Here is a 26,972-nt window from a genome sequence, read left to right on the forward strand (position 1 = left end):
GCGGGCGTGCGGCTTGGTGGCTTGAAGTTGTCATGCCCGTTCGGGGTATCCGGAAAACATCGAGAGCACCCGGGCGAGCTCCGGTCCGATGACCGCCATGGCCGGAGGTTCGATCATCTCGTTGTGTTCGCAGCGCACGGGCACCTCCACGATCCGGCCCGTCACGAGTGGGCTCCATTCCTGCGGCGACCTGTCGCGCGGAATTGTGTCGTCTTCTCCGGATGCCAGGAAGATCAGCAGATCTCCTTCGTAGACCTGGGGAACGAACTGGTGCGTGATTCTCTGTGAAGTCTCGTACCCTCGGGCAATCCGTTCGAGGTCCCGACCGTCGACTCCCGTCTCGGGCCCGAGCCTCCGGGCCAACACGGCCGCCGCCTCGTCGAAGGTCAGATCTCGGTCGGTCTGGGGTTCGAGGCCGAGTCCTCGCAGTATGTCTCGGACGTCGAGTTCGGCTGACGCAGGGGCATCGCCGTTGTCGGGGTAGCTGTCCATCATCGCCAGTGTGGCGACGTCGCGGCCGGACGATTGCAGTTCGACGGCCATGGCGTGCGCGATGACTCCGCCGAGGGACCATCCGAGTAAGTCGTACGGCCCGTCCGGCGAAACGGCCTCCACCTCTTCGACGTAGCGATGGGCTAACTGTTCGATCGACTGATAGTCACCGTCGTCGCTGAGAGCGGGGAGCTGAAGTCCGTACACGGGTCTGTCCTCGGGCAGATACCGCACCAAGCCGGCATACCCCCAGGACAGGCCGATACCGGGGTGCACACAGAACAGCGGTCGCCCAGTCCCTTTCGTCCGCAGTGGAACAACCACGGCGAGAAGCTCTTCCATACCGGCGTCGGCTGTCGGCATGTCGAGGCGTCGAGCGATTCCAGCGGGTGTCGGGTCGAGGAACATCCACTGAAGCGGGATTCTCCGTTGGAAACGAGAGTGCAGTGCGCTGACGATTCGGGTGGCCACCAGGGAGGACCCGCCCAGGTCGAAGAAGCTGTCGGTAGTGCTCACCCGGTCGACACCCAGAACCTCGACGAACGAGTCGACCACGGCGCGCTCGGTGCCGGTGACCGGCTCGCGGAACTCGGCTGCAGCCGAACCGAATTCGGGTTCCGGTAAGGCCTTTCGGTCGAGCTTGCCCACCGGTGTCATCGGAATCCGCTCGAGAAGCACCACTGCCGACGGAACCATGTGCGAGGGTAGTCGGTCGGCTGCGTACGCCCGTATCTCGTCGGTGCCGGTGGCGTCGGCAGCTGACGCACGCACGTACGACACCAGGACCGTTTCACCCGACGGTCCCGTGTGGCCGACAGTCGCGGCGAAGTCCACCGACGGATGGCGTGAGAGAACTGCATCGATTTCCCCGAGTTCGATCCGAAAACCACGGACCTTGACCTGGAAGTCGCTGCGCCCGATGTATTCGAGCGTGTGATGCACTCCATCGCCGGAGCCAACGATTTTGGCACTGTCACCGCCGGATTCACGCCAACGCACGACATCTCCGGTGCGGTACATCCGGCGCCCCGGCGACCCGTACGAGCACGCGACAAATCGTTCCGACGTGAGCGACGCCCGATTATGGTACCCACGTGCCATACCTGGACCGATGATGTACAACTCCCCCGGCACGCCCACCGGGACGGGCTGCAAACGCTCGTCCAGCACCAGGAAGCCGAAGCCCACTGCCGGCGAGCCGATGTTCACTCCCGCACCGGGTTTCATCGAATCGCTGACGCTCGCCTGCACGGTGGTTTCAGTCGGGCCATAGCCGTTGTGCAGCCTCCGACCCGGCGCCCATTGCGCGACGACCTCCGGCGGGCAGGCCTCGCCCACCAGATCGAGAACACGGAGCGCCTCGAAACCGTTGTCACCCAACGCCGCCAGCGCGGTCGGTGTAATGGTGGCATGAGTGACCTGCTCGCGCCGGAAAACATCGGCCAATTCGGCGCCACCGTACACAGCAGGCGGAACGATCACGACTTGCGCCGAGGCGCTGAATGCCATCGTCAACTCGAAGATGGAAGCGTCGAAACTCGGCGATGCCAACTGAGAGACATGAGAGTCGTGAGTGACCTCGAACCTCTCACGAGTTTCGGCCGTGAAGCTCGCCAAACCTCGATGAGTAATGTTCACTCCCTTGGGTTTCCCGGTAGATCCCGAGGTGTAGATCAGGTAGGCCGGATGATCGAGGTTCAGTTCACCGGTTCGATCGTCATCGGTGATCGGTTCCGGCGACAGCGCGGCTACCCGCCGGGTGAAGTGTGGGTCGTCGAGTTCCAGCCAGGGAACAACGTCGGGTAGGTGAGTTCGGCTGGTCTGAACAGTCAAACCGAGCGAGGCTCGGCAATCGGCGAGCATGTATTCGACGCGCTCGCGCGGATAGGCCGGATCGACAGGCACAAAAGCCGCTCCGGCTTTGGTCACCGACCAGATCGCCACCACCGATTCGATCGAGCGAGGCATTCCCAGTGCCACGAAGGTCTCCGGACCCACACCGCGACCGCACAACTCCCGGGCAACACGATTCGACCACTCGTCCAGGTCGCGATAACTGAGCTGCCGGTTCTCGAGCGACAGGGCCACCGAGTCAGGATCGATCGCCACGGCGTCCGCCAACAACTCAGGCCACAATTTCGGAGGTACTTCGGGGAGCCCATGCGCCGGCGTCAACTCGCGACGTTCGAGATCGCCGAGTAGGTCGATGTCACCGATCGGTACCTGCGGATTCCGGGTCACGGCCTCGAGCACACGAACGAACATGTCGGCAAAACCGCCGACCGTACCGGGGTCGAAGAGATCAGTGGCAAAGTCGACGGCTCCGCTCATCCCTCCCGGTTCACCGCGATCGTCGTACTCCTCGGCCAGAAGGAATTCCAGGTCTACCTTCACTACCTCGAGTTCAGGGTCGATCCCACGGACTTCCAGTCCCGGTAGCTTCAGAATCGGTCGTTTGTTGTTCTGGAATTCCAGCGACACCGAGGAAATCGGTGCATAAGCGCTCGACCGTTTCGGCCCGACCGCGTCCACTACCCGCTCGAAGGGCACGTCGGAATGAGCGAACGCGGCGAGGTCGACTTCGCGGCAATGCTCAACCAACTCGCGGAACGATCGAGCCGGATCCACCTGTGTGCGCAGTGCGAGCGTGCCGACGAACATGCCGACCAGATCATCGAGGGCACGATCTCCCCGGCCGGCGATCGGCGTGCCGATCACGATGTCGTCGGTGCTGCCCAAACGTGCCAGCAAGAGCGCGAGCGCTGCATGCACAGTCATGAATGCAGTGGACTCGTGCTGCCGCGACACGTTCAGAATACGGCGGTGAAGATCATTGCTGATCGAGAAGTGAATCCGCGAGCCGTGAAAACTCTGTTGCGTCGGCCGGTCTCGATCGAGCGGAAGTTCCAAGAGGTCGGGAGCACCTGACAGTGCACGTCGCCAGTAAGCCAACTGCTCGGCGATCACCGACCCGGGGTCGTCGACTGAGCCCAGAATCTCCCGTTGCCAGAGCGCAAAGTCGGCGTACTGGACTGGAAGCGGCGTCCACTGGGGATCCCCGCCGTACGCGTGGGCCTCGTATGCAATCATCACGTCTCGGGTCAACGGAGACATCGAGAAGCCGTCAGCCGAGATGTGGTGCACCACTACGGCAAGCACGTGTTCGCGCTCATCGATGGTGAACAACGCTGCCCGCAGGGGAATTCGTGCGGCGACGTCGAAACCGGCCGAGACCATCCGGGCAAGCTCGTCACGGAGATGATGTTCGTCGGTCACCGATGTCTCGGTCAGTTGCGGCAGCTCGGCGCTCTCGGTGGGCAGGATGTGCTGGACCGGTCCGTCACCGTGGACCGGGAACATCGTTCGCAGCGATTCGTGGCGGGCGATGACATCGGACATCGCTGATCTCCAGGCCGGTTTGTCGAGTTCACCGCTCAACCGCACCACGAGCGGAATGTTGTATGCAGGAGAACTGGTGTCGAGTTGATTGACGAACCACATCCGCTGCTGAGCAAACGACAAGGGGATGTTGTCGGGTCGGGGGCGCGGTCCCAGTCGCTCCGACCCTTCGGCAACCGACTGGCCGATCACCGTAGCCAACTCGGCGACCGTCGGCGTCTCGAACAGATCCCGCACGCCTACGGTAGCTCCGAGCACCGCCCGTAGCCTCGCCGCGACCGAAGTGGCGCTCAGAGAATTTCCACCGAGCTCGAAGAAACTGATGTCGGTACCGACTCGTTCGAGGCCGAGCACCTCGCCGAACACGTCCGACACTGCCTGTTCGACCGGGCCGACCGGGGGACGGAAATCCCCTGTGGTCGTCTCGATTTCGGGTCTTGGCAACGCCGAACGGTCGACTTTTCCGACAGCGGTCAACGGAATGTTCTCCAGCACCGTGAGAACGGCAGGCACCATGTGCGAAGGCAAGCGCCGGGCCACGGCGCGAATCAGGATCCTGGTGTCCAGTCGACCCGCCGTGGGCACGACGTACGACACGAGTCGGGTGTCTCCGGTGGGGCCGGAATCGGCAACCGTAACGGCAAAACCGACGTTGGGCTCCGACATCAGCACACTGTCGATCTCACCGAGTTCGACACGGAAGCCTCGAACCTTGACCTGGAAGTCGCTTCGCCCGACGTACTCGACACACATGTCCGCCGTCCATCGCACGATGTCGCCGGTGCGGTACATCCGCGTTCCTGGGTCAGCCGGGTTGGCAACAAAGCGTTCTGCCGTCAACCCCGCCCTTCGGTGATATCCCCGTGCCACGCCTGGTCCGGCCAGGTACAGCTCGCCGGGGACCCCGACGGGAACCGCTTGAAGTCGAGTGTCGAGCACCAGTTCGCTGACGCCCCTGACGGGTCCACCGATGGTGATTGGTTCTCCGGCGGTCATCGGTGGGCTGACGTTGGACATGATCGTTGCTTCGGTCGGTCCGTACGCGTTGTACAGGCGGCGGCCAGGTGCCCAGCGAGCGACGAGGTCGGGCGGGCACGCCTCGCCCCCGAATACGACTTCCGAAAGTTGTTCCAGCCCAGCCGGGTCCACCGATGCCAATGCCGCTGTGGTGACGAACGCGTGCGTGACGGCGTGCTCTGCCAGAAGTTGCGCCAGGTCCTCGCCCCCGTAGATCCCGGGTGGAGCGACAACCATCGTCGCCCCGGCTCCGAAAGCCTGCAGATATTCGAAGAGCGACCCGTCGAAACTCGGAGTGGAGAAGTGCAGCGTGCGTGATTGTGGAGTTGCGCCGTAGCGTTCGAGCTGGTCTCGGGCGAAGTTGTCGAGCCCTCGCTGCGTGACCACGACGCCCTTGGGCACGCCGGTCGACCCCGAGGTGTAGACCACGTAGGCAGCTGAATCCAACCCGATCGGACGGAGTCGGTCGTTGTCGGTCAACGGGCTCCCCGAGAATCCCTCGCACTTCTTAGTGAAATGCGGATCGTCGATAATCAGCCACTCCGCGATATCGGGCAATCGATCTCGGCCCGCGGTGGTGGTCAATCCGAAGCTGACCTTCGAATCGATCAGCATGTGATTGATCCGCTCGTCCGGATAGTCGGGATCGATCGGCACGAACGCAGCGCCTGTCTTGGCGACGGCAAGTATCGACACCACGGACGCGAGAGAACGTGGGACACCGACCGCTACATAGTCCTCGGTTCCCAGGCCGTGCGAGACGAGCATGCGAGCAATGCGATTGGAAAGGATGTCCAGCTCGCCGTAGGTCATGCTGCCGTCCGCCGATTCCACGGCCGGTGCGTTCGGATCACGCTGGGCTGCCTCGTCGAAGATCTCCGGGAAGACGCGCGACGACCCGCCGGCCGTGCCACGGACTGGCACCAATTCAGTATGTTCGGAGGCTGCGAGCACCGACACCACAGCCAAGGGACGATCCGGCTGGGTACACGCTTCGAGTACGCGCCGCAGTCGTCCGGCGATCTCTTCGATGTCGGCGGCACCGAAAACCTCGGGTATGTACTCGAATTTCAGGCGGAGCCTGGTGTCGACCGATGCTACGAGGCTGAGCGGGTAGTGGGCAGCGTCCTTGGCTTCGACATCGGTGATCCGGACCCCCGCAATATCGGCATCGGACGAAAGCCCCTGACGGTCAACGGGATACGATTCGAAGACAGTCAACGTGTCGAATCCGATCTCCGGCCCCGCGCCTACGTGGATCTCGGAAAGCCCGAGACAGTGGTGATCCGACAGCTCTGCTTGCTCGGCCTGGATCCGCGCGAGGAGTGTGCCGATACTTTCACTCGGGCGCAGCGTGATTCGGACCGGAATTGTGTTGATGAACAGCCCGACCATGGTTTCGATCCCGGTCAGCTCGGGAGGTCGACCCGACACCGTCGCTCCGAACACCACATCGTCTCTCCCGGTCAGTGCAGCAAGGACGATCCCCCACGATGCCTGAACAATCGTGTTGATCGTCAGCCCGAGTTCACGCGCCATTCCGCGAAGTGAGGTTGTGAATTCCTCGTCCAGATCGAACACCCACTCGGCCGCCATGGTGGAGAGTCGACGCGATCGAACCGCTGGAGCCAACAGCGTCGGTCCTTCGACTCCGCTCAGCGTCCTCGCCCACACAGCTCGGGAAGCTTGCTGATCGCGGCGGCTCATCCAGGTCAGATAGTCGCGATACGCGCGCGCGTGAGGCAAGGCCGCCACTTGACCGTCGGCGGCATAGAGCGTCGCCAATTCCCGGATCAGCAGGGGCATGGACCAGCCGTCCAGAAGGATGTGATGATTGGTGAGCACGAGCGTGAACTTCTCGGGGGCGAGAGCGATCAGGGTGAATCGGATCAACGGCGCCCGTGCCATGTCGAACGGGCGCGCTCGGTCCTCGGCCAGCGCTCGATCAATTTCCTGATCTGGTGCACCAGTGAGGTCGATTTCCTGCCACGGCGCTGCCACGTTGCTTCGGACCACCTGGACGGCACGGCCGTCGGCGCTGTGAAGGAAGGCGGTACGCAGGTTCTCATGCCGGCCGAGCAGCGCGTCGGCGGCGCGGCGCAGGCGCTCCGAATCGACTGCGCCGGCTAGATCGAGAGCCACTTGTACGAGGTATGCGTCGACCGATCGTTCGGCCAATTCGGCGTGGAACAACAACCCCGCTTGCAGTGGAGAGAGTGGCCAGACATCGCTCAGGTCGGGACACCGACTTTCGAGGTCGTCGATCGCCTCCTGTCTAAGATCGACCAGATCGAAGTCCGAGGGTGTGAATCCGCCGCCGCCCGCCGCGAACTCTCCGAGCCCGGCCAGTGCGTCGAGCCACCACTGCCCCAGTTGCCGAACGTCGTCCGCACCCAGAATGTCCGGTGGGAACGTCCAGCCGGCAACGAGCTGCGGACCGTTCTCGGTATCGCTGTCGACCGTCATCACGTTGACCTCGAGGACGCTGGCGAGTGGGAGATCGACGGCCGCAACCGTCCGCAGGTCCTCGTCACGGATCGGTACCCATCCCGCTGAAGCGTCGGCGTCGGTTCCACCGACGCGTCCGAGGTAGTTGAAGCTGATCTGAGGCACCGGAAGTTGCGAAAGAGTGTGTGCCGTTTCGCGGTTCAGATAGCGCAGCAACCCGAAGCCGATGCCGCGGTCCGGCACCGCCCGGAGTTGTTCCTTGACAGTCTTGGCAGCGACGCCGGCAGCCGGGCCGCCGGCGAAGGCGTCACCCGGATCCACTCCGCTCAGATCGATCCGCACCGGGAAGATCGTCGTGAACCATCCCACCGTGCGAGCAAGATCTGCCCCGGGAACCACCTGTTCCTCGCGTCCGTGCCCCTCGAGACTGATCAATGTCTCCGGATTGTCGATGCCGCGGTCCATGCGCCAGCGGACCATCGCAAGTGCCAAAGCCGTCAACAATCCGTCCTCGACGCTCCCGTGAATCGCCTGCGGAACTGTCGTCGACACGGCCTCGGTCAATCCCGTGGGAACTCGTACTTCGATGTCAATGGTGGCCGAGGCGGTGTCCCTCTTCGTCAGGGCGTGCACACCCAGAGTCGGATCGGGACCCTCGAGCACCTCTCGCCAATAGTCGATCTCAGCCACCCGATCGGGCTCGCACGCGGCGTCGACGAGGCCATGTGCCCATCGACGCATCGAGGTTCCGACCGGAGCAAGTGACGGGTCGACGCCTGACTGCACCTGCGCACAGGCAAGTGCAAGATCGGGGATCAGGATTCGCCAGGAAACACCGTCCGTCACCAGATGGTGCGCTACCAGTAGCAACCGTTTCCGGCTCTGCCGGTCCTTTTGAATCTGCCGGTCCTTTTGAATCTGCCCGTCGGTGTCGAGCAGGACTGCCTGCACCATCACACCTGCCTCCGGGTCGAGCCGCCCCAGAGCTGCGTCGAGTTCTGTCGAGACCGTCTCCGCGGCAGAACCCCCGAGGCTCCCGTGGCGTACGACGGTCTCCGCCCGCACCGTACCTACAGGCGCAACGTCCATCCGCCGAGCGGATTCAGGATGATGCGTCGCCCGGATGCCTGCGCGGAGGATGTCGTGGTGGTCCAGCACAGCCTGCATGGCCAGTGTCAGCGTGACCTCGTCGAGCGTGGCAGGAACCGAGAGCAGAACAGATTGGGAGTACCGGAGAAAATCTCCACCACGGTCAAGCATCCATTCGACGATCGGCGTCAATTCGATCTCACCGACGCCGCCGCCAGGCAATTCGTCGACGACGACACGGTTGCCAGCCGTTCCGGCCGTCTCGGACAGCGCCGCAACAGTTTTGCGTTCGAACACCTCGCGCGGTGTGATCAGAACTCCGGCAGACCTGGCGCGCGTCACCAACTGGATGGACATGATCGAGTCACCGCCTAGAGTGAAGAACGAATCGTCGACCCCCACCTCCTCGAGTCCCAGAACTTCGGCGAACAGACTCGCAAGGATGTTTTCCGTCGCGGACGCGGGGCCACGACTTACGGTTGCCTGTCGCCCGAAGTCAGGTTCAGGCAATGCATTCCGGTCGAGCTTTCCGTTCACCGTCAGCGGCAAACCCTCGAGAACCGTCACGACAGCGGGGACCATGTGGGGCGCCAACCTCTGTGAGACATACTCGAGCAACGCCGCCGGAGAGATAGTGGCACCGGACTCCGGCACCACGTAGCCCACCAACCGGTCTCTGCGGGCTACCACCGCCGACTGAGACACGCCCACTCCGGAGAGCAGTGCAGCCTCCACCTCGCCGAGTTCGATTCGGTACCCCTTCACCTGCACCTGCAGATCGTTTCGTCCGAGGTACTCCAGCTGCCCGCTGTCGTTCCAGCGCCCCAGGTCACCGGATCGATACATACGCGCACCACTGACCGCGAGGTCGGGAATGAACCGCGCGGACGTCAGACCGAACCGGCCGAGGTATCCGCGTGAAACCTGATCACCGGAGACATACAGTTCACCCACCACACCGGGCGGCACCGGGTGCAACCGCTGATCCAACACATACACACGCAATCCGGGTAACGCCCGACCAATCACCGAGGCCGATCGTTGACGCACCAGCACACGATCGAGCGGTAAATGGCTGACGTGCACAGTGGTCTCCGTGATGCCGTACATGTTGACCAGATCTGGTGACGAAGTCCCGCGACGGGCGTACCAGCGCGTCAACTGTCCGAAGTCGAGCGCTTCTCCGCCGAAGATCACGTAGCGCAATGACAGGGCCGCACCCCCGGTAAGCCGGTCGGCTTCCGCCAATTGATAGAAGGCGGTGGGAGTTTGATTGAGCACCGTGACACGTTCGTGCCGTAGCAATTCGAGGAATGCCTCTGGTGAACGGGCCGTGAAGTAGTCGACCAGTACCAGTCGGCCACCGTGTGCGAGTGCGCCCCACATTTCCCAGACCGAGAAGTCGAATGCCTCCGAATGGAACATCGTCCACACATCGCCGCTGCCGAAGCCGAAGAGCGCTCTGGTGTTTGCCAGCAACGTCACTACGCTGCGGTGAGAAACCTGCACCCCCTTCGGGCGCCCGGTGGACCCCGAGGTGTAGATCACGTAGGCCACCGATTCGGGTCGGAGCGGTAGCAGCCGATCTCGGTCGGTCACCGCAAGCGGAGAAAACCTGTGCAGTGCATCGAGAATCACCGGGTCGTCTACCGCAATCACTGGAATCTCGCTGTCTGCGATTGCGTCACTGTCTCGTATGTAGACGCCGTCGGCCCGGGTGGTCAACACACACTTCGGCCGGGCGTCACGCAGCACGAAGTCCACCCGGTTTACCGGAGAAGTCGAGTCCACCGGTACGTATCCGCCACCCGCCTTCACCACCGCCAGCAATGCCACCATCAGGTCGATCGAGCGGGCCATCGCGACTGCCACCAAGGTTTCCGGCCCCACCCCCTGCGCCACCAACAGTCGAGCAAGGCGGTTTGCTCGCTCGTCGAGTTCGCGGTACGTAACCGACAATCCGCCGCAGCGCACCGCCACGGCAGCACCGGACGTCCGCGCCGTGCGATCGAAGAGATCCGACAACGAATCCTCGTCTGTTCCGGCGCCAGAGGGCGTGGGCGCAACCAGCAACCCGCTGAGTTCGCCGGCCAGAATCATGTCGATATCACCGACGACCACCGACTGGTTCTCGGTCACGGCGCCGATCACTCTTTCGAAGCGCGCCGCGATGCGCGCCACCGACATTCGATCGAAAATATCTGTTGCATAACGGAAACCGGCGCTGATACCAGCGGGCTCACCGTGCTCGTCGACGTGCTCCATCACACTCAGTTGCAGATCGAATTTCGCAACCGCGAGATCGACGTCGAGCGAGCGAACCGTCAGTTCCGGCAAGTCGAAGCGCAGTCCCGTATCGGTCTGGAATTCGAGGAGTACCTGAAACAGAGGTGAATGCTCGGTGGAACGGTCGGGCGAGAGGTAATCCACCAACCTCTCGAAGGGGATGTCTGCATGGTCCAGAGCACCGAGATCCGTTGACCGCACCGCGGCCAACACCTCGGCAAAGGTTGCTCCGGATGAGACAGGTGTGCGAAGGACGAGCGTGTTGACGAACATCCCGACCACATCGTCGAACTCCGATGCACCGCGACCTGCGACCGGAGTCCCGATCACTACGTCGTCCGCTGTAGTGAGCCGTGCCAGCAATACCGCCAGAGCCGCATGCATCACCATGAACAGAGACGAACCGTTCTGGTGTGCGAGTTCGTTCAAAGCTCGATGGATCTCGGGCGAGAAGTCCATCGAAACCACCGCGCCCTCGGCAGACCGTTTCGAGGTTCGTGGTCTATCGAGAGGGAGCGGCAAGACGTCCGGAATACCCGACAGCTTCGCTGTCCAATAATCGAATTCGGCCGAGAGCGAAGTTTCCGGACCAACGTCTGCGTCGACGATCTCACGCTGCCAGAGGGTGTAGTCGGCGTACTGAACCGGCAGCGGCGCCCAGTCCGGGCTCCGACCTTGCGTGCGCGCGGTATATGCACTCATCAGGTCGCGTGCCAGTGGTGCCATCGAGAAGCCGTCTGCGGCGATGTGGTGAACAACGATCGCGAGTACATGCTGCTCCGGTCCGGTTCGGAGTAACCTCACGTGCAGCGGGAACCCTTCGGACACATCGAATCCGATGTCGAAGAACGCGTGCAAGTCCGTGAAAAGCCACTCGCTGGGAATCGGCACGGGGTGGATTCGAGGAGCAGCGACCGCGGGTTCGGCGATCACCTGGTAGGGCCCGTCTGCGGACGCAGGAAAGATCGTTCGAAGAGATTCGTGCCGTTCCACCACATCACCCAGCGCGGCTTGGAGCGCACCCGAATCCAGGAACCCGTCCAGTTGTAGTGCGACGGGGATGTTGTAGAGCGGAGACGACGTGTCGAACTGGTTGACGAACCACATCCGCGATTGCGCGAACGACAGCGGAATACGTTCTGGCCGTGCCCTACTCGTGAGGGGAACACGAGTAGCTTCCTCGGGTCCAGGCTCGCCCGGCGCGGAGTCGATTGGATCTATCGAGGCCGCCAGGTCCGCGACCACGGGGGCGTCGAACAGTGCATTGACCCCCATATTGGTGTGCAATGCGGCGTTGATGCGGGCGATGACTCGAGTGGCGCTGAGGGAATCCCCGCCGAGTTCGAAGAAACTGTCGTCGGCACCCACCTGGTCGAGACCGAGAACGTCGGCAACAGCACGGGCGATTCCGATTTCGGCAGGAGTGGCAGGAATCCGATATGCAGCGCTCGCAAAATCGGTGTCCGGGAGGGCTTTACGGTCCAACTTCCCATGCACCGTCACCGGAAACTCCCCCAACACCACCACCACCGACGGCACCATGAACCCCGGAAGAGACCTCCGCACCCCCTCCAACACCACCACCTCATCGACCACCACCCCCACCTCACCCACCACAAACCCCACCAAAAAATCCCCACCCACACCCGACCGCAACACCACCACCGCACCAGCCACCCCCACCTGAGCAGCCAACACCGCCTCCACCTCACCCAACTCCACCCGCTGCCCCCGCACCTTCACCTGAAAATCCGTGCGCCCCACAAACTCCAACACCCCACCACACCCCCACCGCACCACATCACCCGTCCGATACACCCGAGCACCCACCACCCCCGACACCGGATCCGCCACAAACCGACCCACCGTCAAATCCACACGACCCTCATACCCCCGAGCCACCTGCACCCCACCCACATACAACTCCCCCACCACACCCACCGGAACCGGCCGCAACCGCGAATCCAACACCAACACCCGCGTATTCCACACCGGCCGACCAATCGGAACACCCACCCCCACAACACCCTCCACCACATGAAACGACACATCCACCGACGCCTCCGTCGGCCCGTACAAATTCACCAACTCCGCACCACACACCCCCGCAAACCGCCCCGCCAACACCGACGACAACCCCTCACCCGACACAAACACCCGACGCAAACCCGAACACCCCACCCCCAACTCCCCCACGCTCAACTCCCCCACGAACACCTCCAACATCGACGGCACAAAATGCACCACCGACACCCCCCACCGCTCGATCACACCCACCAAATACACCGGATCACGATGCCCACCCGGATCCGCCACCACCAACCGCGCACCCACCATCAACGGCCAAAACAACTCCCACACCGACACATCGAACGACACCGGCGTCTTCTGCAACACCACATCCCCCACACCCAACGGAAACTCCCCCTGCATCCACAACAACCGATTCACCACCCCCGCATGCGACACCACCACCCCCTTCGGACGACCCGTCGACCCCGACGTGAACATCACATACACCGCATGCTCAGGCAACAACACCCCCAACCGATCCCCCACCCCCACCGGACCACCCGAAAACCCCGAAACATCAACACAACCCACATCAACAAACCCCACCCCCACCGGCAAACACCCACCATCACCAACCCGCGACAACACCACCACCGGATCCACCACACCCACCACAAACCCCACCCGCTCCACCGGCGCACCCACATCCACCGGAACAAACACCCCACCAGCCCGCACCACCGCAAACACCGCCACCAACAACTCCACCGACCGCGACAACGCCACACACACCCGCGACTCCGGACCCACCCCCAACGAAATCAAAAACCGCGCAAAACGATTCACCCGAACATCGAACTCACCCCACGACAACACCACCCCACCACACACCAACCCCCCACCACCCACACCAGCAAACCGCCCATCCAACACATCCACCAACGTCAAACCCCCCACCACAACCCCCACACCATCCCAACCACCCACCACCAACCCAAGCTCACCGGCGACAAACACGTCGACCTCACCGACCGGTGTATCCGCGTTCGCTGCGAAGGCGGCAAGAATCCGCGACATTCGCTGTGCAATGGTGTCGACCGCGGCGCGGTCAAATGCCGCCGGCTGGTACCGCAGGCTGACCTGCAGCGTCGGTTCCGCGACCGACAGCACGGTGAGCGGGTAATGCGTGGCGTCGCGGGCATTCACAGCGGTGACGCGCATACCGGCAATGTCGGTGTTCCCGCCCATCCCCGAGGTATCGATCGGATACGACTCGAAGACCGACAGTGTGTCGAACAAATTGCCTGTCCCTACGACAGATTGAATCGCGCCGAGTCCGACATAGTGATGATCGAGCAGAGCTGTCTGCTCGCTTTGCAGTCGAGCGAGCAGCTGCGTACACGTCTCGTCCGGATCCAGTTGCACTCGGACAGGCAACGTGTTGATCAGCAGCCCCATCATGTTTTCCACACCAGGCAACTCGGGTGAGCGGCCCGAAACCGTGACGCCGAAGACTACGTCGTCACGGGAAAGCATCCGAGACAGTAGGACACCCCACGCCGCCTGGATCACCGTGTTCATCGTGATCCCGCTCCGTTGGACCAGCGCACCGAGTCCGTCGCGCACCGAATCGGGTAGATCGACGGCAACCTCTTCGGGCACCAGCTGCTCCGCGATCGGCGTCGAAGGCGCCAACAACGTCGGCTCGTCGACGCCTTCCAAGGCGTCCTCCCACGCCGCGAGCGAGGTCTCCATATCGCGGTGCATCAACCATTCCAGATAGGTGCGGTACGACGGAGTCTCGGGAAGATCGGCCGGGGCCCTCTCGACCGAGAGACTGTCGTCCGCGTATCGCATCAACAGTTCGCGAACCAGCAACGGCATCGACCAACCGTCGAGAACGATGTGATGGTTCGTCACCACCAACACACACCTCGTCGGCGAGGTTCGCAGCAACGTCAGCCGAAGCAGTGGCGGCGAAGCGAGGTCGAAGGGTGCACTGCGATCCTCGTCGAGGCGGCGCTCCAAATCTGCGTCGGTTGCCGATCCGCGATCACTCAGGTCGACCTCGGTCCAGGGAATCACTGCATCGTCGACAATCAACTGCACCGGTAGGCCGTTCACGTCGTAGAGAAACGCTGCACACAGATTCGCGTGGTTTGCGAGTAGTCCGGCAGCAGCGCCGCGCAAACGCTCGGAATCAACCGCTCCTTCGAGCTCGACGCACAACTGCGCTGTGTAGACGTCCGTCGACGTGGCCGCCAGTGAGGCATGGAACATCAGCCCGGCCTGAAGGGGCGACACCGACCAGACATCGCGCAATCCGGGGAAATCGTTCTCCCAGCGTTCGATCTGTTGTTGGTCCACCGAGACCAGGGGAATGTCCGACGGCGTCAGACCGCCCGCATCAGGTCGCGACGCGTGCGCGGTGAGTCCGTCGAGCGCACGACGCCACAGTTCCGCGAACTCCGCGACGTCAGACCCGTCGAGCACTCCGCGGGGAAAGGTGAAAGATGCTGTCAGGCAGGGCCCGTCGACATGGTCCTCAACCGCCGCGTTGATGTCGATCACGGACGCCACAGGCATGGACGGGTTCTGGGTTCCGCCGAGCCTTCGATTGCCCTCCACCGGCAGCCAGTCCTGTGTTCCGTCAGAGGAGCTGATCCGGCCCAGATAGTTGAAACTGATCTGAGGAGAACGGAATCGGCCGAGTGGGTCGCTCTCGCCAGACAGGTACCGCAACATCCCGAATCCGATTCCATGATCGGGGATCGCACGCAAGTACTCTTTGACAGCTTTGAGGGCCAGCCCGGCGTCGGCGCCACCGGCCAGTGCGTCGTCGACGTCGATTGCGCCGAGGTCCACGCGCACCGGGCAGAGTGTGGTGAACCAACCAACGGTGCGAGCGAGGTCTGCGCCAGGAACCACCCCTTCCTCGCGCCCGTGTCCTTCGAGCGTGATCAGGGCGGCAGCGGTATCCATACCGCGGCGTCGTCGCCACCCGATCGAGGCCAACGCAACAGCGGTGACAAGTCCGTCGTTCACGCCGGCGTGGAATGCCGCAGGAACCGTGGTGAGAAGGTTCCTGGTCGCCGAAGGCGAGATGTCCACTGTAACGGTGTCGACCGTGTCGTCGACGTCGATCGTGGGATCGATTGGGCGCGAACCGATCAACGGGTCATCGCCGTCCAGGATCGTTATCCACATGTCCAGTTCGACGCTCCGGTCGCCCACGTGCTCGACAAGCCCATGCGCCCATCGCCGGAACGACGTTCCGATCTGTGGCAGTTCGGGCGTGACACCGGCCTGGAGTTGTGCGGTCACCGACGCCAGGTCGGTGACCAGAATGCGCCACGAGACGCCGTCGACAACCATGTGATGAATCACCACAAGTAGTCGGCCCCGCCCGGTCGACACGTCAGGTTTGTCGGCCAGGTCGAACCAGATCACGCGCACCATGTCAGCCGCGGCGGGATCCAAGCTGTCGGCCACGGCCTCGAGTTCTCCCGACGCCAAGGCCCTGAAACCTTCGTCGTCCACCGAATCGACAGCTACGCGGTGGATCAGTCCTTCGGCCGAGATCGAGCCGGGTGGTAAGACTTCCATGACCCGGTCACTCTCAACCAAGCGAGCTCGAAGCATTCCGTGGCGGTCCAGCAACACCTGGAGACCACGGACAAGGAGGTCCTGGGTGAGATCAGCGGGAGCTGTCAGCAAGAGCGCCTGGGAGAACCGTTTCACTCCGCCGCCACGCAGCCCGCCACTGCTGCGGTCGAGCATCCACTGCGCCACCGGGCTCAGTGGAACAGTTCCGACAGCGGATCCCGGTAGCTCCGCGAGTACATCAGGCCTGTCCTGCTCAAGGTGCGCCGACTCGGCAAGCGCGGCGACGGATTTGTGGTCGAAAACATCTCGGGGTGAGATGATCACACCCGCATCGCGAGCGCGGGCCACCAATTGGATGGACATGATGCTGTCGCCACCGAGCTCGAAGAACGAATCATGCACTCCTACCGCGTCGAGACCGAGAACCTGCGCGAACAGAGCGGCAAGAAGATTCTCGGTTTCCGTTCGCGGTGGCCGGTCGGGTGTGGCGGCGGACGAGAAATCGGGTGTGGGAAGCGCTGCGCGGTCGAGTTTTCCGTGAACCGTCAGCGGAACGGCGTCGAGCACCACCACCGCCGCCGGCACCATGTACGACGGCAGGCGCTTGCCTGCATGGGCGAGGACGTCTCGCGGATCGACACTCGCTCCGCGATCGGGAACCACGTAGCCGATCAACCGATCCCTGCCGTCGCCGTTCCAGACGGCCGTCACCGCCTGGGCCACGCGCGGGTGCGTCTGCAGTGCCACCTCGACTTCCCCGAGTTCGATGCGGAACCCACGGACTTTGACTTGGGCATCGGTGCGCCCGAGATACTCCAGCCGTCGGTCGGGCGTCCACCGCACGCGATCGCCCGTGCGATAGATCCGCGTTCCCGGCGCACCGAAGGGATCTGCGACAAACTGCGTGGCGGTCAACGGGTATCGCCGGTGATAGCCGCGAGCGAGAGCCGGCCCGGCAAGATACAACTCCCCCGCGACACCTACCGGTACCGCTCGCAGACGCGAGTCCAGCACTACCTCGCTGAATCCGCGAGTAGGTGTGCCGATAGTGACCGGGTCGTTCGGAGCCAGTGCCGCACTGATGCTCGACACGACAGTTGCCTCGGTAGGACCGTAGGCGTTGAACATCTTTCTGCCCGGCGCCCAGCGGGCCACCAATTCCGGCGGACACGCTTCCCCACCTGTCACGACACAACCGACAGTGGTGAGACCGTCTGGGTCGACGGACGTTAAGGCCGCCGGAGTCACAAAACAATGGGTGACGCGCTCGCGCTCCAGTAGCGCCGCCAGTTCCGACCCGCCGTAGACGGTCGGTGGCACGATCACCATCGTGGCTCCAGCACCAACGGCCATCACGAGCTCGAGAACCGACGCGTCGAAACTCGGCGAAGCGAAGTGCAGAGTTCTGGATCGGGTCGTGGCGGCGAAGGCCTCACGCTCCTGGAGCGCGAAGTCGCTCAACCCGCGATGTGTGACCGTCACGCCCTTGGGTGTTCCTGTCGACCCCGACGTGTAGATCAGATAGACCGGATTGTCGATGCGAATCGGTGCCTTCCGATCCGCGTCGGTGACTTTCGATGGCGAGTACGCCCGCAGCCGTTCCTCGAAACCGGCATCGTCGAGGACCAGCCACGGCACGAGGCCGGACAATGCCGCGTTGTGAGCTCGAGACGTTATCCCCCACCCTGCACCGGAGTCGCCCAGCATGTGCTCGATACGAGCAGCAGGATGTCCCGGGTCCACGGGAAGGAATGCCGCACCTGTCTTGGCAATGGACCACACCGCCAGAACGGACTCGATGGAGCGTGGGAGACACAACGCCACCACCGATTCGGGACCCACTCCGGATTCGATCAGCATGCGGGCCAATCGGTTCGACTGCGCGTCGAGTTCGAGATAGGTCACTTCACGTTCCTCGAACACCAGCGCAACGGCGCCGGGATCCTGGGCAGTCGCCATATCTGTTGCTGCAGTCAGCAAATCCGGAAGGGTCTGAACAGCGGCGGAAATCTCACCTCGCACGGGTACCAGTTCGGCTGACTCATAGGCGTCGAGGATCTCGATATCTCCGATCCGTGATTGCGGATCCGTGATAACGCGCTCGAGAATCCGTTGCAGGCGGTCGGCGAAGCCCGCTACCGTTTCCTCGTCGAAAATATCTGTGGCATATCCGAATTCGGCGCGAAGACCGTCCGATTCGCCGGCTGCGCCGGCATTCTGCGTCACCGTCAACTGAAGATCGAAGTTGATGGTGTCGATCTCGACGCCCACGTCGGTCACCTGCAGGTCGGGGAGTTCGAGTGCAGGCCGTTCGATGTCTTGGAACTCCAACATGACTTGAAACAGGGGCGAGTACGCCGTCGAACGTGAAGGATTCACGATCTCGACGACTCTTTCGAACGGCACGTCCGCGTGAATGAAGGCGCTCAGATCTACGTTTCGGACCTGGTCGAGGAAGTCTCCGAAAGTTGCGCCGCGGTCCACTGCAGTGCGCAAGACCAACGTGTTGACGAACATGCCCACCAGGTCGTCGAGTTCGCGCTCCCCACGCCCGGCGATGGGAGTTCCGACGGCTACGTCGTCCTCATCACTGAGCCTCGCCAGCAGCACTGCCAAGGCTGCGTGCACAACCATGAAGACCGTGGCGTTGTGTTTGCGCGACAGGGCAACCACACCCGCATGCACCTTCGGACCGAACTCGAACCTGATCCGTCCGCGTCGAAGCGAACGCACATCACCGCGCGGTCGATCGGTCGGAATGTCGAGAACCTCAGGTGCGCCCGCAAGATTCTCGGCCCAATAGCCGAGCTGTTTCGAGATCAGAGACCGAGAGTCCGATTCCGAGCCCAACCAACCACGTTGCCACAACGCGTAGTCGGCATACTGGATCCCGAGCGGCGCCCACTGCGGTGCCTTACCGTTCGCACGGGAGGAGTATGCGCTCATGAGATCTCGGGCCAGCGGTACCGTCGAGAATCCGTCGGCGGCGATGTGGTGAATCACGATCACCAGGACATGCGAGTGGACCTGGTCGTCTCGCCGCAACAAGGTGGCGCGCATCGGGACCTGCTGCGTGACGTCGAAACCATCCGAAGCGATCTGCCGGCTACGCTCGCGCAGCTCTTCCTCTCCCTGCACAAGTATCGGTGCAAGATCCGATACCACCTGTGAGGTGGACATGATCACTTGACGCGGGCCGTCGTCAGTGAGAGGAAAAACAGTGCGCAAGGACTCGTGCCGCTCGACGACGTCGACAAATGCAGCGTGAAGCGCACTCACGTTCACTGCACCTTCGAGCCTCAACGCGCACGCGACGTTGTAGGCGGCGGACTCGGGGGCGAACTGATTCGCAAACCACATTCGCTCCTGCGCCGGTGAAAGTGGGATATCTGTCGTCATAACCCGCGGCGTCAACGCCGGCTTGGCCCCCTCTCCTCCGCGACACTGCGCCAATTCGGCCAGCGCTGCAACGGTAGAAGCATCGAAGACGTCACGAATATTGATCCGTTCGCCGAGAACAGAATTCACTCGCGCAACCAACCTGGCCGCACTGAGAGAGTTCCCACCCAGGGCAAAAAAGTCGTCGTTCACGCCCACCGTCGACGTTCCCAGCAGATCATCGAAGATTGCGGCAACCGTCTCCTCGACCGGCGTTCGTGGCGCAACATACTGCAGCGCTTGAGGTTCGAAGTTGACGTCCGGGAGGGCTTTACGGTCCAACTTCCCATGCACCGTCACCGGAAACTCCCCCAACACCACCACCACCGACGGCACCATGAACCCCGGAAGAGACCTCCGCACCCCCTCCAACACCACCACCTCATCGACCACCACCCCCACCTCACCCACCACAAACCCCACCAAAAAATCCCCACCCACACCCGACCGCAACACCACCACCGCACCAGCCACCCCCACCTGAGCAGCCAACACCGCCTCCACCTCACCCAACTCCACCCGCTGCCCCCGCACCTTCACCTGAAAATCCGTGCGCCCCACAAACTCCAACACCCCACCACACCCCCACCGCACCACATCACCCGTCCGATACACCCGAGCACCCACCACCCCCGACACCGGATCCGCCACAAACCGACCCACCGTCAAATCCACACGACCCTCATACCCCCGAGCCACCTGCACCCCACCCACATACAACTCCCCCACCACACCCACCGGAACCGGCCGCAACCGCGAATCCAACACCAACACCCGCGTATTCCACACCGGCCGACCAATCGGAACACCCACCCCCACAACACCCTCCACCACATGAAACGACACATCCACCGACGCCTCCGTCGGCCCGTACAAATTCACCAACTCCGCACCACACACCCCCGCAAACCGCCCCGCCAACACCGACGACAACCCCTCACCCGACACAAACACCCGACGCAAACCCGAACACCCCACCCCCAACTCCCCCACGCTCAACTCCCCCACGAACACCTCCAACATCGACGGCACAAAATGCACCACCGACACCCCCCACCGCTCGATCACACCCACCAAATACACCGGATCACGATGCCCACCCGGATCCGCCACCACCAACCGCGCACCCACCATCAACGGCCAAAACAACTCCCACACCGACACATCGAACGACACCGGCGTCTTCTGCAACACCACATCCCCCACACCCAACGGAAACTCCCCCTGCATCCACAACAACCGATTCACCACCCCCGCATGCGACACCACCACCCCCTTCGGACGACCCGTCGACCCCGACGTGAACATCACATACACCGCATGCTCAGGCAACAACACCCCCAACCGATCCCCCACCCCCACCGGACCACCCGAAAACCCCGAAACATCAACACAACCCACATCAACAAACCCCACCCCCACCGGCAAACACCCACCATCACCAACCCGCGACAACACCACCACCGGATCCACCACACCCACCACAAACCCCACCCGCTCCACCGGCGCACCCACATCCACCGGAACAAACACCCCACCAGCCCGCACCACCGCAAACACCGCCACCAACAACTCCACCGACCGCGACAACGCCACACACACCCGCGACTCCGGACCCACCCCCAACGAAATCAAAAACCGCGCAAAACGATTCACCCGAACATCGAACTCACCCCACGACAACACCACCCCACCACACACCAACCCCCCACCACCCACACCAGCAAACCGCCCATCCAACACATCCACCAACGTCAAACCCCCCACCACAACCCCCACACCATCCCAACCACCCACCACCAACCCACGCTCGGGCGCGCCCAAAATTTCCGTATCCCCTACTGGCACTGTTGGATCCGACACGACCGACCGGAGGAGGCGGACGAAACGCTCGCCGAACTCGGCGACTGTGGTGCGCTCGAAGATATCGGAGGCATAGGTGAAGGCGGCATCGAAACCCATGGGGACGCCGTCTTTGCCACGCTGCTCGGAGAGCGACAGTTGCAAGTCGAATTTGGCGACACCGACGTCGACTGGAACAACATCGACACCCAGTCCGGGTAGTTCGAGGTGGGGATCTGCGGTGTTCTGGAATTCCAACAGAACCTGGAAGAGCGGTGAGCGAGATGACGAACGCTCCGGCGCAACTGCATCGACGACTCGCTCGAACGGCACCTCGGCTTGTCCGAACGCTGCCAGATCGACTTCGCGAGTTCGTGAAAGGATCTCCTCGAAAGTCGCGGCGGTGTCAACGGTGATTCGCAGGACGACCGTGTTGACGAACATCCCGACCAGATCGTCGAGGACTTGCTCGGCGCGCCCTCCTACCGGAGTCCCGATCGCTATGTCCGGCGAGGCGCTCAGCCGTGCCAACAGAACCGCCAGCACTGCGTGCATCACCATGAACGGTGTCGTGTTGTGATTCCGAGCGAGTTCGAGGAGTTCACTGTGCACGTCTGCGGGCACCGAGAATCGGACCGATTCACCGCGCATGGATCGTTCCGCCGGTCTCGGTCGATCCAGCGGAAGGTCGATCACGTCAGGTAGACCGGCCAGGGTGGACGTCCAGTAGTCCAACTGCTTCGCCTCGAGCGTGTCCGGATCGTCGTCACTGCCGAGCAGTTCGATCTGCCATTGGCTGTAGTCGGCGTACTGCACAGGCAAAGGCGACCAGTCCGGTGCCCGTTTCGCAGCCCGCGCCGCGTAGGCGCGGGTCAGGTCGCGGGCCAGCGGCTCGAGGGATGCTCCGTCCGCCGAAATATGGTGAACCACCAGCGCAAGGACATGATCGTCCGGCGTGACCCGAAAAAGGGAGCCGCGCAGGGGCACGTTCGCGCTCACGTCGAACCCCTCGCGAGCGAGATCGGCGATGCGCCTGTCCAAGGCTTCCTCGTCCACGGATACTTCCCACGCGATCTTCGACGTCACGCGTTCCGAAGGCACTACTACCTGATGGGGGCCGTCGACCGACGCCGGGTAGACGGTACGGAGCGATTCATGCCGATCGACAACATCTCCCACCGCGCGCTGCATCGCAGCGACATCCAAGGCACCTGACAGTCGGACCACCATCGGAATGTTGTAGGCCGGGGACGACGTGTCGAACTGATTGACGAACCACAGGCGTCGTTGTGCCACAGACACCGGAATCTTGTCCCTGTACGAATGTGCCTGCAGGATTGGACGCTTCGAACGCGTGCGATCAACGCGGGATGACTTCGCATCCCGCACGTGACGGGCCAATGATTCGATAGTCGGTGCTTCGAACAAAGTCCGCACCCCGAAATCGATTTCTTCAGCGGCATTTACGCGAGCGATCAGCTTCGTGGCAATCAGTGAGTTCCCGCCCAGATCGAAGAAGTCGTCACCCGCACCCACCGTCTCGAAGCCTAGAACATCGGCAAAAATCTCGGCGAGCACTAGTTCCTCAGCGCCCTCGGGCGGTCGAAAGTCGTCCGACCGAGCATCGAGCCGAGGTGCAGGTAAGGCAGCGCGATCGACCTTTCCCGCCGGAGTTACCGGCAACTCGTCGAGTAGAACAAATGCCGCAGGAACCATGTACGACGGAACACGGCTCGCGACGTACCGCGTCAGCTCGGCCGTCGAGAGCGCACTTCCGCCGGCAGGCACGACGTACGTGGTGATCGTCGCTGTCCCGGAGGGAGCCGCACGCGCCACGGTGACTGCATTCTCGACCTGCGGACACGACCGCACGACGCTGTCGATTTCCCCGAGTTCGATACGAAATCCGCGAACTTTCACCTGGAAGTCACTACGACCGACGTACTCGAGTCCACGGCCACGGCGCCACCGCACCAAATCCCCCGTTCGATACATCCGCTGCCCGGGGAGGCCGAAGGGGTCTGCCACGAATCGTTCTGCGGTCAACGCATACTTCCGGTGATATCCACGTGCGAGCGCGTCTCCCGAGATGTACAGCTCGCCCACAACACCGTCGGGGACGGGGTGCAATCGCTGATCGAGCACGATCTCCTCGAAGCCGCGGAGCGGACCGCCCACTGTGATGTCCTCCGACGACACCATCGGCTCGCCGATGTTCGACATGACGGTGGTCTCGGTCGGCCCGTACGCATTGCACAGCCGTCGGCCGGGAGCCCACCGCTGCACGAGATCCGGCGGACAGGCCTCACCACCGACCACCACTTCGCCGAAGTCCGAAAGGCCCTCGGGCGAAACTGTTCCGAGCGCCGCAGTAGTGACAAAACCATGCGTGACACGCTGGGATTCGAGGAAGTGAGACAACTCGTCACCGCCGTAGATCGTGCTCGGCGCAATCACCATGGTCGCTCCGGCACCGAAAGCCAGCAGGTACTCGAAAATCGAGGCGTCGAAACTCGGGGTCGAGAAGTGCAACGTTCGCGCATCCTGGGTCGCACCGAACCGCGAACGCTGTTCGGCAGCAAGCGCTTCCAGTCCACGATGCGAGACCGTCACCCCCTTGGGGAGTCCGGTGGACCCGGACGTGTAGATCACGTATGCGGGATTGTCGGGCCGGATCGGGCGCACCCGATCGACATCGGAGATGGAGCGCACGGACAACCGTGCAAGTCGGCCACGGAACTCAGCGTCGTCGATTGCTATCCAGGAAATCGAATCCGGCAAGCGATGAAGTTCCGCGACGACCGTGAGCCCCAGTACGGCGCCGGAATCGGTCAGCATGAAGCGAACACGTTCATCCGGATAGGTCGGATCCACCGGCAAGAATGCCGCGCCGGCTTTGGTCACCGCCAACATCGCGACAACCGATTCGATCGAACGCGTCAAACCCAGCGCCACACTGTTTTCCGGACCGATGCCGCGGTCGATCAATTCTCGGGCCAACTTCGACGAACGCTCGTCGAGTTCTCGATACGTCAACTCGGCATCGAGATACGACAGGGCCACGCCGTCGGGGTGTGTGCGCGCCGCACCGTCGAACAAATCGGCCAGGGTGCGATGCGAAGCGCGCGGGTCACCGCGGACAGGCCGTATCGCGGATCGCTCGTCGTCGGACAAGATATCGATGTCGCCGACCATGATTGCCGGATCCGCTGTGACGGATTCCAGGACGCACGCGAGCCGCAAACCGAGGCCGCGTACCGTCTCGGCGTCGAATAGATCGGTGGCAAACGCGAGCCTCACCGAGATTCCGGACGGCGTACCCACCTCGTCGAAAGTCTCGACTGCAGACACTCCGAGATCGAAGCGGCCGATGTCGCGAGGGTGCTCGTCAGCGCCGGCCACGGACTCGAACGTCACCTGTATCACCGGCGCATACGCAGGTATATCCTCCACCTCGAGCGACTCCGCCACCTGCTCGAGCCGTATCCCACTGTGCGGCAGCGCATTACTTCGGACCTCGACGACACTGCCCAAGAGCGCCGTGAACGGCGTCTCCAGATCGATGCGACTCCGGATGGCGACGATGCTCGCGTCGGATCCCGCGGGCGTACCGATCACAACATCCGAAGCCCCGGACAACCGGCTCACCAGGAGAGCAAAGCTCGCATGTAAGACCGCACGAGTGTCCGTCCCGAGATCACTCGCCATCGCCGTGATCCGCGCGTGGGTGTCGGTGGCGATCAGGACCTCAACCTGTGCACTGTCCAGCGATTGCGTTGCAGGTCTGGGCCGATCGAACGGAAGTTGCAATAGTTCGGGCGCCCCGGCGAGCTCATGTCTCCAATACTCGAGGTGCCGGACTTCGCGTTGTCGTCGCTCGCCCTCTCGGGCCGTCGGGCCGTGAATGTCTGCGAGTTCGGCACCGGAATCAGACGCGATCAACTCTTCCAGCAAGCCGACAAAGTTCCGGTGGTGCTCGCGTAAACCCGCCTCCTCGTATCGGATCGGGTTTGCCCGGAAGTCGACACGCAGCCTGTCGCCGCTCGGATACACGTTGACCAGAAGGTCTTCCACCGGCCCGGAGGTGACGATGTGATACTCCCCAACCACCTCGCCCAACTGCACCTCCTGGCGAAACAGCATGACGTTGACCATGGGCCCGGCATATGAGTCTTCGCCTTCCAGACCGCTCGTCACGCCTGCGTCCCGACGGATGTCGTCGAGGCTGCAGCGCTGGTGCCGCAATGCACCCATGAGCTCATGTTGGACCTGGGCGAACAGTTCACCGACGGTGTCGACCGCTGCGACACGGATGAGCAGTGGCGTGACGTTCACCATCATGCCGCCCGAGTCCCGCAGCACCGCCGTAGTCCGTCCGGACATCGGAACATGAATCTGGACAGTCTCTTTCGCCGTCATCCGCGCGAGGTACAACGCGAGCGCAGCGATGACCGGTGCAGCGTGGTTCTCGGATTCGTAGAGAAGGGCACAACTTCGGTCCGACATCAGTGTGCTTTCGAGTCGGCTCTCGGTTTGCGCGGGCCCAGAAGCCTCCGCCAGGCTGGATCCGGCGAGGGTGGTATTGCGCTCAGCCCAGTACTCCCGGTCGGCGGCAAATCGATCCGACATTCTGTACCGCTCGTCGATGTCGTACAGCGTGCGCAGCGTCGCGGCACGACTCAGCTGCGAGTCCTTTCTCGCCGCCGAGGCCGAGTACCGATGCGCAATGCGGTTCATCATGGTCATGGCACCGAAACCGTCGAGCGCAACATGATGGATGCGGCTGTACCACAAATAGTGCGCGTCCCCGACGCGCAGCACAGCGGTCGCGACGATTCCGTCGACTGCCAGGTCGAGCTGCGTCCGGCAATCTCGGCGCATCCACCCGAGGGCATCCTCGATCGGATCGGGGGACCCACGGAGGTCGACAAGACGGACGGTGATCTCAGATGTCTCGTCCACGTACTGCATCGGTTGACCGTCGATCTCGATCACTTTGAGCAAAGGAGATTGAAACTCGTATGCCACCGCTCGCGTTTCGCGATCCAGCAGTTCGACGTCGAGTTCGCCGCGCAGCTCCACGTAGTGCGCTATCAGAATCGGGACTTCGGGATCGAATTGCTGAGCGAACCAGGTTGCCCGTTGGGCGGCCGAGAGCGGAAAGAGCGTCTCATCAGAAGGGTCGGTCCGACTTACCTCGAAGGGTTTCACAGCGCCCCGCCCCGCATGATCTCCGCGGCCGCCGAGTGCGTAGCCGCGTCCGAATCAACAGCGCGAAAGCAAGAGGCTGATCGCGCCTCTCAAGCAGTCGTACCCAGAATCGGCACGCGCATGCACCGCCC

General features: G+C 62.8%; 1 protein-coding gene. It reads right to left on the reverse strand.

Features of this window, described 5'->3' with window-relative positions:
- Window positions 1-30: 30 nt before the first annotated feature.
- Window positions 31-26,841, reverse strand: a complete 26,811-nt coding sequence (locus tag A0W34_RS16295; protein ID WP_081557942.1) for a non-ribosomal peptide synthase/polyketide synthase — start codon at window positions 26,839-26,841, stop codon at window positions 31-33.
- Window positions 26,842-26,972: the final 131 nt, after the last annotated feature.

Source organism: Rhodococcus sp. BH4, assembly GCF_002079265.1.
Classification (GTDB): Bacteria; Actinomycetota; Actinomycetes; order Mycobacteriales; family Mycobacteriaceae; genus Rhodococcus_F; species Rhodococcus_F qingshengii.